Consider the following 13,875-nt stretch of genomic DNA (forward strand, 5'->3'; position numbering starts at 1 on the left):
TTCCTAGACATCTTTTTTGAAATTTTAATAATTATGTGAGCCTCTGGCATTCTTTAATTGAATGTAGAGGATTAGTTAAGGCCTTTCCATTTCCAATTAGCAATCTCTGGCATCTCAACACCATTTTCATGAACAAATTTAGTATGCGTATCTAATTTTTCGTTCATTTCTTGGATAATATATGCACCCTTATTCCCTAATTGTGGTAAGTGATAGATTGCATCTTTAACAAGATTGAAACGATCTAACTCGTTTAATACACGCATATCAAATCCAGTTGTGATTTCACCCTTATCTCTGTAACCATGAACAGAAACATTATGGTTAGCACGTTTAAAGAATAATGTATCTATCAAGTTTTCATAACCATGGAAACCAAAGATAATTGGTTTATCTGTAGTGAAAATCATATTAAACTCTGCATCAGATATACCATGTTCATATACTTGTGGAGATTGTAATTTTAATAAATCAACTATATTAACAAATCTAATCTTTAATTCTGGTAAGTAATCATGTAATAATTGCACAGCCGCTAAACCTTCAAGTGTTGGAGTATCACCAGCTGTTGCAAATATAATATCTGGTTCTGCACCTTTATCTGTACTTGCCCATTCTACGATACCTAAACCATTGTTAACTAAATATTCAGCTTCATCAATAGTGAACCATTGTTGTCTTGGATGTTTTGATGCTGTTAAAAGATTTACTTGATTACGGCTTCTTAAACATTTATCAAATGTTACAAGTAAAGTATTTGCATCTGCTGGTAAGTATTCATGGATTAAACCAGAATTTTTATCAGCTAAATGTCCAAGCATTCCTGGATCTTGGTGAGTATAGCCATTGTGGTCTTGTTGCCAAATATGAGAAGTCATAATTAAGTTTAATGATGAAATTTCTTCTCTCCAGGCAATTTCTTCACATTGATTTAACCATTTGAAGTGTTGTGTAACCATTGAATCTACAACACGTAAAAATGCTTCATAGCTGTGTATAAATCCATGACGACCAGTTAATAGATAAGCTTCTAAAGCACCTTCTGCAACATGCTCACTAAGCATTGAATCAAATACTCTTCCGTCTGGTGCTAGGAATTCATCATAAGGCTCATTGATTTCACCAACCCATTGACGGCTTGTTTCTTCAAACATTGCATATAAACGGTTTGATGCAGCTTCATCTGGGCTAAATACACGGAAATTACGTTCTTTTCTATTTAATTTCATAACGTCACGTACATATTTACCTAGAACAAGCATATCTTGTGCAACTTCTTTACCTTTTTCTTGGTTACCAAGAGCATATTCACGGTAATCTGGTAAACGTAAATCTTTCATGATTTTACCACCATTTGTTGCAGGGTTACATGACATACGTTTATCGCCTTTAGGAATTATTTCTGCAATTTCATCTACTAACTTACCTTCTTCAGTAAATAATTCTTCTGGACGATAGCTCATCATCCATTTTGCAAAGTCGTCTGCATATTCCATATGCTTACTATCAAAAGGAATTGGAACTTGGTGTGCACGGAATGAACCTTCAACTGGAGCTCCATTTGATTCTTTTGGACCTGTCCATCCTTTAGGTGTTCTATTAAGGATAATTGGCCATTTAGGCCTAGACATATCATCATTTTCAATCGCATTCTTTTTGATAGCTAGAATTTTTTCGATAGCTTCATCCATCTTTTTAGCCATCAATGGATGCATTACTTCTGGTTCATCTCCTGAAACAAATATAGGATCCCATCCTAAGCCTTCAAAATATTTTTGCAATTCTTCATCAGTCATACGAGCCATAATAGTTGGGTTACTGATCTTGAATCCATTTAAGTATAGTATTGGTAGAACAACACCATCTGTAACAGGGTTTATAAATTTATTTACTTGCCAAGAACCTGCTAATGGCCCAGTTTCAGCTTCACCATCTCCAACTACAACTGCTGCAATTAAATTAGGGTTATCTAAAATAGCACCAAAACCATGCATTACAGAATAACCTAATTCACCACCTTCATGTATTGAACCAGGAGCTTCAGGAGTTGCATGAGAACCTACTCCACCTGAAGATGAGAATTCCTTATATAATTTTGATAAGCCTGCTATATCTTGAGTAATTTCAGGGTAAGTATCACTATAACTTCCATCAAAATAAGAGTTAGAAACCATAACTTGTCCACCATGACCTGGACCAGAAATATATAGCATATTTAAATCGTATTTATTAATAACACGGTTTAAGTGAGCATAAATAAAAGTTTGTCCAGCAATTGTTCCCCAGTGACCAAATACTGCATTTTTCACATGTTCCGGTTTTAATGGTTCCTTTAATAATGGATTTCCCTTAAGATACAATTGTCCAACTGAGATAAAATTAACAGCTCTCCAGTATGCATCTACTTTTTTTAAATAACTTTCGGATGAATAATCAATATTTATCATTTTATAGAATCCCCTTTTCTATGTATTTTTTCATAACAAATAAAATTAACTTTTACTAAGTGAACTTATAAATAAGTTAAAATAATAAAACAATTTACGCCTAATATGTACGTACAAGTTTAAACACAATAAATAATAACAACAGTAGTTTTCACAGTAATATTCCACTTGCAGTAAAATGAATATATGATATATACCGCATTCAACAAGCAATCTAGAAACAATTCGGATTTTTCTTTAATGTTAGAATCACAACAAATTAATCACAACAAGTTTGCTATCTATATAATCTATCTTAAATTTATTCCAACACAAAAAGAAAATGTTTGTTTATTATTTAACAATTTTATAATACGCCTTTTCTTGGAATAATTCAAGATATTTTGTCAAAAAAAATTATCATTTGTAAAAAAGTTAAAAATAATCGTATTAAAAAAGTCTGAAAACTGTTGAATTTTTTAAAAAATCTCACATAAATAGTAGGTTAAAAGACGTTTCTACACGTAATAATTTTTAAGCATTATAAAAATAAATTAATAAAAATAGTAAAGAGAATTTCAAGAAATATTTTAGCATTAGACATCACAAATATATCGTTATCTATTTAACAAAAATCGAATTAGCAACACCGTACATGTTTCTATACAAGTTATAACTATGTATTTATTTAGTTAATGACATGCTTGGTTTCCCTTCTGGAAGTTATATTGGATTATGGATCACGGAAAAAATAGACATTCCAGAAAATAAGCTATTAATAGTTGTAACAGTTGATGATATGAAAAAAGCCTTTGATACAATGACAAAACCGCTTCAAGCAATAATCGGAAGTATAGCTTTTGTATCTTTTATAATTGGGCTTATTGTAATATATGTTGTTACTTCTCTAACTATAGAGGAGAATAAAGATAAACAGAATTTCAATGGCTGAAGCATTAAAATCCAGAATTGAATAAAACGTGTATAAGTACTTGGTACTGAGTAACAATTCTTAAAGTAGCTAATATACTATTAATGATTAGGCTTAAAACTGTATCAATATAAAGGAGTATTATATGTATAATAACCAATTTCCTTGTTGGCCTCACTACAGGCATCAATCTACTTATCCCCACTTCAATGCAACGTGGAAAAATGCAGAGCCAACATTTGCTGCCTTTAGCGGTACCGTCACAAGGATTGAAGATTTTTACCCAGTTCAAGATGATGCATCAGTAGGCTGCTATAAATTAATGTCACTCGAAAATATAAACAGGGGACCGGTAAATTTTGTGATATCCCCTGGAACCTATTTTGTAGATCATGAAGTGGTAGAGGTAGGAGACGAGGTAACTGGATTCTACGATACAAACGCACCTGCCCTTCTTATATATCCTCCACAATATCCTGCGATTGTTATAGCAAAAGACACAGGAGATCAAAATGTTACTGTAGACTATTTTAACAATCAACTTATAAGCAGCGATGGAAATTTAAAACTAAATATCTCACCATCTACTAAGGTAATTTTAAGAAATGATCAACCTTTTAACAGATACCCTAGAAATAAAAACCTAATTGTTGTCTATGGACCTACAACCAAGAGCATACCTGCTCAAACTACTCCCTATGAGATAGTTCTTCTTTGCTAAATGAAGATATGTTATATTAATACAATCTTCTTACAGCATACTTTATATATAAACATAAAGGGGAAGCCTATGCTAAAAAAGCTTAGCATAGGCTTCCCCTTTTTTCTTATACTCCTATTGATATCAATTATCTTCATGTTTATTATTCTATTTCCTATTTATAAAATTTAATCATGTGATATTATCTACCTTATTTTAAATTAATTTACCTTCTTGCTGATCTAAAATTTTTCTGCCTATATAAAGTTATGGACACATAAGCATTAACACTTTAAAATAGATAAAAGAAGAATAAATGTTTAATAATGTAAAAGAAGAATTACAGACAATTCTATGATATTTTACATATAAATTTTAGTTTCCCAAGAATAGTAATTATTTATAAAACAAATGTATTTTTATATAATGTATTGTTTAGATTATAGGAGTATAAACATGAAGGTTAATATAAACATTATCTCTTCTCAATTTGAAGAAGAAGTTAATTTTAATGTCCATAACGTTGATAAGAAAATTACCGAAGCAATAGAGTTATTGACGTCATCAAATCAAGTTATTCAATATTTACTCGGAAGAAAAGAAGAGAAACATTATAAAGTAAATATAGATGAAATTTTCTATATAGAATCTATAGATAGAAAGATATTTATTTATACTAAAGCTGAAACTTACGAAATCCCTGAAAAATTGTACCTACTTGAAGAACAATTAGCTGCTGTTGATTTTATTAGAGTTTCTAAATCTATGTTACTAAATATTAACAAAATACACTCTTTCTATCCAAAGTTAAGTGGCAACCTGGAAGCTCTTTTAATTAATAATGAAAAAGTTATAATTTCAAGAAGATATGTTGCGAATTTGAAAAACAAATTAGGAATGAGGGATAACTAATGATTTTTAAATATTCTAGAAAAGTATTACAATTAACCTCAGTAGTTTTTACAGTAATAATATTATTCCAGCTCTTAACAGAACAACATTTAGATAATACCCGAATCTATGAATTACTAGCTTTATCTTTGGTACTGTCGTTAGTAAAAATCATTATTAATAAATATGTTATTTCTGTAGACTCAATATTTAATCCATTAATTTATATAATTATAATTTGGTTAATGGTACTTGCTTCAAATTATCTTTTTAATTGGAATATGTCTTTAATATCAATATTTTCAACATTAGCTGAAGTCATATTAATTTATCTATGTGTACGACTTATTAACTTTCAATATGAGAAAATAGAAGTAAAAAAAATGAATGAGATATTAGATAGAAACCGAAAAAATAAACAATAACGCTAAGTTGTTGTTTATTTTTTTATTAATCTTTATATAATATTATCTGCCTTTTTATACCGCTTATGTATCCAAATAAACCGCTTACGCCAATCTATATTGTTCTTACTTAATTTATATTGTACTCTTACAACATGATGTGAATTAAGAAAGAAGGTTATTATTATGATGATTATTAATATTATTTCAAGAATTGTAAGCGGAACTCCTTTTTATGTTTGGGTTATATTTATTTTTCTTTTAAAGCGCGGAATTAAAGCGAGTAAAGATGGTGAATTATCTCTATCTAAAATGTTTATTATGCCATCCATATTTATTATTTGGGGCTTAGAAAAATTGCTCATAGGTTTTAGTTATTTAGGAATCTCTATGATTTTTTACGCTATCTTTATGTGTTTAGGAACATTGATATCTTATTTTTTATATTCTCGATATAGAAAACTATATTTAAAAGATGGTTCCCTATACAGAACCGGATCATATTTAACTTTGACTATTATTATGACTAATTTTTTTGTAAAGTATCTATTAAATATTGCTTTAAGCATTAATCCATTATTATATAATACACTTTCCTTTAGCATTTTATATGCATTATTATGTGGCTTTTCTGTTGGTTTATTTATTGGAGGTATCTTTCAAGCATACAATGCATATTCACGCTTAAAAGCAGCTGCATAACTATTCTGGTATAAAGTACGTGATGATTAAAACACTCTACCCCTCCCAATTAGTAAAAACCACGAAAACTCTAAAATTTCGTGGTCTTTTTGAAGTTTATGGTAAGACTTAGTCATCTTCTTGTAAATACTCGATTAAGTCTGATAAAGCTCCATATGCCAATACTTTCATTGTTATAACTTCTTAATATAAATGAAAGTTCAAGTATTTGAATAGATAAAGCTAATACTAAACTTGTGCTATAATAAATTTAATATGGAAGTTTAAATTATAGTAAAAAATGGAAAGGAGGAATGATTTTGAATTATATAAAATGTGAGCGTAGAATATATAGTTTTAAAAGTGATACCCATACTCATGAATATGGACAACTAATCTTGCCACTTCAAGGTATTCTTTCTATAGAAACTGATTATAAGAAATTAGAGTTAAAAGATGATTCATTATTCTTTCTTCCTCCAGATTGTAAGCATACCTTTAATGCTAGCAATACCAATGAATTCTTAGTTTTAGATATACCTGATAAAATGCTCAACAAGTATGATATGGAAAAAATGTGTGGTGGAAGAGATATTTTATTTGATGAAAAATGGAAAGCAATAAGATATTTGTTGTTAAATGAAGCTGAGATCAACCAAAATTCTAGTTCTATAAATAATTTATTCCTCTACTTTTATAATTTTATCACTACTGAAAATTTGCCTAATTCAGTAAAATTCATTAATGAACATTTTACTGAAGATATTGATTTAAAGAAATTAGCAGATATAGAGCACTACAACGTTAGTTATTATAGTGAATGGTTTAAAAATAATATGAACGTTTCTCCTACTGAATACATCCAAAATTTAAGAGTAAAGAGAGCAAAGGAACTCCTTTTAAATACAAACTTAACAGTTCTACAAATTTCTCAGATGGTTGGCTATGAACACAATTCATCATTTACTAAGGTATTTAAACACTTAGAAAAAATATCACCTGCAGAATATAGAAGAAACATCAAGAAATAGACTAAAAACTAACTATATTTCAGCAAAGACTTATCTAATTGAAGATATATAATAGTATATATAGAGATAACCAGACTACAACTTAGACTTATGTGATAACTTACCGAAATTATAAACATTTTTATTCCGAAAACTATGAAAATATCGCCGAAGGTTCTAAGTTGCAGGTTGCATCCACTTTAGCATGCTCCAACTTTCAGTTTGACAAGCTAAAGTGGAACAACCTACAACTAAGAACCTTTAACAGCTCATTTTCAAATGTTTTCTCCACAAAAATGTTTATAATTTCTAATGAAGACATCTACTTAAAGTTTTAACGAGTTTGTAGATATGTTCATCTAATAAATCAAATATCTAATTGAGAAATATATAACATTAAATGCATTGTTGTAATATATCGTCTTTTTCTTTTACTATTTAAAATGAAAAATATTAGTAAAAGATAACTGTTAAAAGAAATATAACAAACACATATAAAGAAAGGATGTGCTTTAGCATGAAAGAAAGAGTCACTAAAATGATACGAAACTTTGTTAAGGAATATGAGAAGCAAGATAATATTTCAACTAAATGGGGTGAGCCTTTAGTTGGCTTTGCTGATGCTAATGATCCTTATATTTTAAATTTTAAGGAACTTATTACACCTACTCATGGTTTACCTAGTGACGTAATTTCTGATGCATCAATTGTTATAGCTTATTTTGTTCCATTCACTAAAGAATTGGCTAAAACAAATGGAACTCCTGGAGAAATTGCTTCTCCTGAATGGGCACTAGCTTATGAGGAAACCAATGCAATGTTCGTTAAGCTAAATGACTATATGGTATCAGAACTACAAAAACTTGGATACAATGCAGGTGTTTCACCTGAAGCTTCTACATTTGATCAAAAGATATTGAAAAGCAATTGGTCTCATAGACATTTTGCAAAAGTTGCTGGCCTCGGAACCTTTGGTATCAATAATATGCTTATAACTAAGGCTGGATGCTGTGGAAGATATAGCACCATTGTAACCAACCTAGATGTTAAACCAGATTCGCCTCTAGAAGAAGAACTTTGCTTATATAAAAAGAATGGAAGCTGCGGTATATGTGTAAAACACTGCCCATCAGGTGCATTGACTTTAGATGGGTATGATAGGCATAAATGCTATGTGGTATTAATGAAAAATGCAGAATTATATACAGAGTTCGGAAGCTCTTATACTGACGAATCTGGTGATAAACCAAATAGTGTAGGTAGTGATGTATGTGGAAAGTGTGTAGTAAATACACCATGTACATTTTTCTTTAAAAAGCCTTAATTACATTGTTAATCAATCTATAAATATAAAAATTAACCCATGAATCTAATCATGAGTTAATCTTTATACTTTCTCTTAAATTATTTCATTGATTCCAGTATACTATCGACAATAGAATCTATTGAATCCTCGTCACTTTCTTTCATGCTAGAATTAATTGACATATCGCAATCTAGAATAGTCATGTCCTTCATTTGCTCTATTAGTTCACGCATTAATTTGCCTGACTGAGGAGCCCATGAACCATTTTCTATAAGAGCAAAAGTACGTTTTTGAAGATTTAATGCTTTCATATCTAATATATAATCATGGATTGGCGGATATATATTTAAATTGTAAGTTACAGATGCAAGAACAATATGGCTGTATTTGAATGAATCGGAAATTAAATATGAAACATGAGTTTTTGAAACATCATACATGTTCACATTAGTCATTCCCTTTTTAACTAACCTTGTTGCTAAATCATTAGCTGCTGCTTCTGTATTTCCATACATTGAGCCATAGACGATTAATACTCCTTTTTCTTCAGGTTCGTAACTGCTCCATTTATCATATTTATCAAGCAGGTAACCAAAATCATTACGCCATACAGGTCCATGAAGCGGACAGATAATTTTAATATCTATGGTTCCTGCTTTCTTTAATAGAGCTTGGACATGAGGTCCGTATTTTCCTACTATGTTTGTATAATATCTTCTAGCATCATCAATCCAGTCACGATCAAAATTCACTTCATCATTAAACAGCTTTCCATCCAAAGCTCCAAAAGAACCAAATGCATCAGCTGAGAAAAGTACTCCATTAGTAGTATCAAAGGTCACCATTGCTTCTGGCCAGTGTACCATTGGTGCAGCAACAAATACTACATTATGCTTTCCAAAGGACATAGTATCTCCTTCTTTGACCTCTGTTATTTTACCATCTATATCAAAACCAAACTGACGCATGAACAAAGAAGCTTTTTCAGTACATATAATTTGTACCTCTGGATAGCGAATAACAATTTCTTCAATACAAGCTGCATGATCAGGCTCCATATGATTAATTACCATATAGTCTAAAGTTTTGTCCCCTAGAACCCCTTTAATATTTTCAAGGAATTGTCGGCAGATTGACCAATCTACAGTATCAAATAGCACTGTTTTCTCATCTAAAAGTAAATATGAATTATATGAAACACCCCTTTGAATAGGATGAACATTTTCAAAAAGAGCAAGACGACGATCATTGCCTCCAACCCAATAAAGATCTTCAGTTATTTCTCTAACGCAATACATGGATAATCCTCCTTTATTTTTTATTGTATGTCTTATACTTCTATAAACATATCCTTTTCTTCACCACAAGCAGGGCAAGTCCACTCTTCAGGTAAGTTTTCAAAAAGTGTACCTGGACTTACTTCTCCTTCTAAATCTCCCACTCCAGGATCATATTCATAGCCACATCCATTACATACATAATGCTTCCAAGTTGGAATAACTTTCTTCACTGAAGCTCTCTTAATCTTTTTCATAGGTGGTGCCTCTTTCTTTTCCTCACCATTATCTAAAGCCTCAGTTAGTAGTGGCAATACTTCCTTCAAGTCACCAACTATTCCATAATCAGCATTCTTAAAGATTTTTGCATTTGGATTAATATTTATAGCAACTATTGTAGATGCGTCTTTTATTCCTTTCAAATGTTGACCTGCTCCCGAAATACCGCAGGCAATATAAAGATTTCCTTTAAACTTTTGACCTGACATACCTACATATCGGTCTATTGGCACATATTTTAATGTTTCAGCTACAGGACGTGAAGAACCTATTGCTGCACCAGCTTGTACTGCTAAGTCTTTTATAAGATGCATATTTTCCTTTTCTCCTATACCTTGACCTACGCTGACTACTCTTTCTGCTTTACTTATTGGAGTATCCATAGGAATTCCTACAGTGAAATCATATCCGTCTTTCTTAAGAGCTTCTACAAGAGTATTCACTCTTTCTTCTAGAGTTCCATCTTTAAAAATTACTTTTTTACGATATCCTGTAGCAGGTTCCCTTGACGTTTTTGCTACTTGCTCTGTCTTTGGCATTTTACCTATAATATTAGCTGCAATAACAACTCGTTGAATTTCATTAGTTCCTTCGTATATTGTGCAAATTTTAGCATCTCTGTAGGCACGTTCAACTTCCATCCCTTTAAGGTATCCGCTTCCACCAAATATTTGAAGAGCATCATTGACAATCTCAAGACAAACATCTGAAGTATATTGTTTAGCCATAGCAGCTTCCATACTGTAATGTTCATGATTTCCCTTAAGCTCTGCGGCACTATAAACAAGGAATCTAGCAGCTCTAAGCTTTGTAGCCATATCAGCTAGTTTAAAAGCGATTATTTGCTGCTGGCAAATAGGTTTACCAAATTGAACTCTTTCTTTTGAATACTCTAAGGCATTCTCATAGGCACCTTGCGCTATCCCAAGGGCTTGGGCGGCAATACCAATACGACCACCATCTAAAGTAGACATAGCAATCTTGAAGCCATCGCCTTCTTTACCTAATAAATTTTCCTTAGGCACTTTTACATCATTAAAAATTAACTCTGCAGTAGCTGAAGAACGAATTCCCATTTTGTCATAATGTTTACCAAAACTGAAACCTTCCCAGCCTTTCTCAACTATAAATGCACTAATGCCGCGTGTACCAATGTCTGGTGTCGTTACAGCGAAAACAATATTAATATCTGCCTCACCACCATTGGTGATGAATATTTTTTCGCCATTTAAAATATAATAGTCTCCTTCCAATACGGCGGTTGTTTCTGTTCCACCTGCATCACTACCTGCGTTTTCTTCAGTTAGACCGAAGGCACCAAGTTTCTCTCCTTTTGCGAGTGGCACTAAGTATTTTTGTTTCTGCTCCTCAGTTCCAAATGCCGCAATTGGATATGTTCCAAGTGATGTATGAGCAGACAGAATTACTCCTGTTCCCCCATCAACTCTTGATAATTCCTCTACAGCAATTGCATAACTGATCACATCTAAACCTGCTCCTCCATATTCTTTAGGATATGGAATTCCCATCACGTCCATATCAGCTAGCTTTTGAACTACTTCTGACGGAAATTTATTTTCCTGATCCAACATAAATGCAATAGGTTTAACTTCCTCTTCTGCAAACACTCTGATCTTTTCCCTCAAGTTTTCATGCTGTTCTGTAGTCTTAAAAAACATAAATACACCTCCAATAAATTATACGGTTTCACCAACGTCATTCTATGAAATCTGCAAAACCACATTACTCGATACCATAAGTAAAATACCCCAAATTTAATTAATCTTTGTATTCCTTTTCATTGTTGAAAATTGTACAGTTAATGTATCTTACTTACTAAACCATTTTCTCAACACATTCCTTAAATGTATACCTAAACCGTATACTTTAATTGTATACCTCATAGGTATACTTTTCAAATGTCCCTTTATCCATTTATAACCATAATAGCCAATAACAGCTTATATTTTGTTATCTTTTGAACTTATAACCATTTTTTCTCCTATTAGCTTACAAAAGCAACGTTTTTCATTTTATTGAAACATTATTTGAGTCTGTCCTCCTTGTCTAACTTAAGCTGTATTTAACATTTTCACATTGTATACCAACACTTATAATTATGCTATTTCTAATACTATTATTAATTTAATTTGGTTTTAAATAAAATTATATTTTAAACCCTTATATTATTAAGGTAAATGCAGAATAGACTAAAAGTAATGCCATTATTATGTTAACTGCAACCCTATATCTCTCAAAAAACCTCTGAAATACTGCACCAAAAACTGCCCAAGCGAAAACTCCAGAACATCCAAAGACTGTGATTAGTAATGTAAAAGCTCCAATTGAAATAAAAGAACTATAGAACGGGATAATAAAAGTAGAAATGGCTGTTATACCATATAATATAATTTTTACATTTACAAATTGTAGAATAAAACCTGTGATAAAGCTGTCTGCATTTTCTATATTCTCATCATTGGACCGTGATTTGCTTTTAACAACATGCCACGCCAGCCACAAAATATATCCTACTCCGATATAAGTCATAACAGGTTTAATCATTGGAATGATGTTTACAAGAATCACACTAAAAAAGCTGCATAATACCATTACTGATAAAAAACCAGCGAAAATTCCCTGAATCAATTTAATACTCTTTTTCAATCCAAACTTACTTGTATTAGACATGGCTAATATGTTATTTGGGCCTGGTGTAAATGCTGTTAAAAGAGTAAAAGTTAAAAATGCTGTTAAATTCATGATATAATTCTCCTTCTAAAAATATTGTTCAAAATACTTGTCCTAGGTTTAATTTTTCAATATCCCCTTTCGTTAATTAATCCTATCAAATCACCATGTATTTGTAAAATTGATATTTTCAAATTGACAATTCATTTTTTTCAATATATCATGAACACTATACAGATTGGAGTGATATATGTGGATATAAGGCACTTTAAAACATTTAAATGCATTGTTGAAGAAGGCAGTTTTTCAAATGCAGCATTAAAGATTGGATACACTCAATCTACTGTTACATCACAAATTCAACAGCTAGAACAGGAACTTTCAATAAAATTATTCGAAAAGATAGGCCGCAATATGGTATTAACTCCACTTGGAAAAGAATTAATAACACATACAGATGAATTACTTGAAACAGTAAAAAAAATTGAAAGTATCGGAAAAAACGATGATATGCCTAAAGGGGAATTAAAAATTGCAATAGCTGACTCATTAATGTCATACAAATTACAAAATGTGCTTAGTTTATTTAGACAAAAAGCTCCTGATGTGAGCCTTTCTATAGTTTCATTAAATTGCTATGTGATTAATGACATGTTGGTTAAAGGTGAAGTAGACATTGGTTTACTTTATGATGTAGGAACTCATAAAGAAAGTTTAACGTCCGTTCAACTAACTGAATTTCCTGTAGTTCTAGTATGTTCACCTTTATTTGAACACGAAAAAGCTGACTTTAGCACGCCAGATCAAGTAATAAATACAAGCCTTGTTATCAATGAACCTAATTGTATCTATAGAAGAATATTTGAAAATTATCTTCGTAGTAATAATATAACCTTGAATAACACCATAGAGCTGTGGAGCATTGAAGCAATCAAAAATTGTGTTTCAAGTAATTTAGGAATATCTTTCTTACCTCGTTTTGTAGTTGAAGATGAGCTTAAGAAGAACAAATTAAAAGAAATTCATGCAAACTGCTCTGATAGTAAAATCACAGCTATATACTCATATCACAAAAACAAGTGGATTAGTCCTGCAATGTCATTGTTTATGCAATTGGTTAGAGAAAATTTTGAAAGTAAATAGCAGAGATAGTGGTTATATTTATAAATGATTCTTAAAAACAATGGTATCAAAATCTAAATTGGAAAACCATTGTTTTTAAGAAATAACTGTGCTTTTTAAGCTACAATATTTATACCTTTGCCCTAAATAACTTTCT

Annotated in this window: 10 protein-coding genes and 1 pseudogene; 7 read left to right on the forward strand and 4 right to left on the reverse strand. The window is 31.1% G+C overall.

From position 1 onward, the window contains the following. Nucleotides 1–71: 71 nt before the first annotated feature. Nucleotides 72–2,447, reverse strand: a complete 2,376-nt coding sequence (locus tag CLCHR_RS03025; protein WP_079438209.1) for a phosphoketolase family protein — start codon at nt 2,445–2,447, stop codon at nt 72–74. A gap of 670 nt (nt 2,448–3,117) precedes the next feature. Between CLCHR_RS03025 and CLCHR_RS03030 the strand changes: the two are divergent. The 6 genes and pseudogenes from CLCHR_RS03030 to CLCHR_RS03060 form a co-directional block, all read left to right on the forward strand. After that, a pseudogene (locus CLCHR_RS03030) lies at nt 3,118–3,357 on the forward strand (ABC transporter permease); the annotation flags it as partial. A gap of 145 nt (nt 3,358–3,502) precedes the next feature. Beyond that, the gene (locus CLCHR_RS03035) at nt 3,503–4,078 is read left to right on the forward strand and encodes a hypothetical protein (RefSeq protein WP_079438211.1); all 576 of its coding nucleotides are present in this window, start codon (nt 3,503–3,505) and stop codon (nt 4,076–4,078) included. Nucleotides 4,079–4,513: 435 nt separating this feature from the next. Beyond that, nucleotides 4,514–4,969: a LytTR family DNA-binding domain-containing protein gene (locus CLCHR_RS03040; RefSeq protein WP_079438212.1), complete on the forward strand. Its 456-nt coding sequence runs from the start codon at nt 4,514–4,516 to the stop codon at nt 4,967–4,969. Between the two features lie 569 nt (nt 4,970–5,538). Next, the gene (locus CLCHR_RS03050) at nt 5,539–6,054 is read left to right on the forward strand and encodes a DUF6622 family protein (protein WP_079438214.1); all 516 of its coding nucleotides are present in this window, start codon (nt 5,539–5,541) and stop codon (nt 6,052–6,054) included. A gap of 299 nt (nt 6,055–6,353) precedes the next feature. Next, on the forward strand, nt 6,354–7,064 hold the full coding sequence (locus CLCHR_RS03055) for an AraC family transcriptional regulator (RefSeq protein ID WP_079438215.1): 711 nt from the start codon (nt 6,354–6,356) through the stop codon (nt 7,062–7,064). 496 nt (nt 7,065–7,560) lie between these two features. After that, complete coding sequence (locus CLCHR_RS03060; protein ID WP_079438216.1) at nt 7,561–8,367, forward strand: epoxyqueuosine reductase; 807 nt, start codon at nt 7,561–7,563, stop codon at nt 8,365–8,367. 80 nt (nt 8,368–8,447) lie between these two features. Here CLCHR_RS03060 and CLCHR_RS03065 read toward each other — a convergent pair whose 3' ends face one another. The 3 genes from CLCHR_RS03065 to CLCHR_RS03075 all read right to left on the reverse strand — a co-directional run bounded on the left by CLCHR_RS03065 (nt 8,448) and on the right by CLCHR_RS03075 (nt 12,668). Then, entirely contained in the window at nt 8,448–9,647 is a 1,200-nt protein-coding gene (locus CLCHR_RS03065; protein ID WP_079438217.1) for an FprA family A-type flavoprotein, read from the reverse strand. A 32-nt stretch (nt 9,648–9,679) separates the two neighbouring features. Further along, complete coding sequence (locus CLCHR_RS03070; RefSeq protein ID WP_079438218.1) at nt 9,680–11,584, reverse strand: acyl-CoA dehydrogenase family protein; 1,905 nt, start codon at nt 11,582–11,584, stop codon at nt 9,680–9,682. 502 nt (nt 11,585–12,086) lie between these two features. Further along, entirely contained in the window at nt 12,087–12,668 is a 582-nt protein-coding gene (locus CLCHR_RS03075) for a LysE family transporter (RefSeq protein ID WP_079438219.1), read from the reverse strand. 180 nt (nt 12,669–12,848) lie between these two features. On the opposite strand from CLCHR_RS03075, the gene CLCHR_RS03080 reads away from it, so the two are divergent. After that, nucleotides 12,849–13,739, forward strand: a complete 891-nt coding sequence (locus CLCHR_RS03080; protein ID WP_079438220.1) for a LysR family transcriptional regulator — start codon at nt 12,849–12,851, stop codon at nt 13,737–13,739. Nucleotides 13,740–13,875: the final 136 nt, after the last annotated feature.

This window comes from Clostridium chromiireducens, assembly GCF_002029255.1.
GTDB lineage: Bacteria > Bacillota > Clostridia > Clostridiales > Clostridiaceae > Clostridium > Clostridium chromiireducens.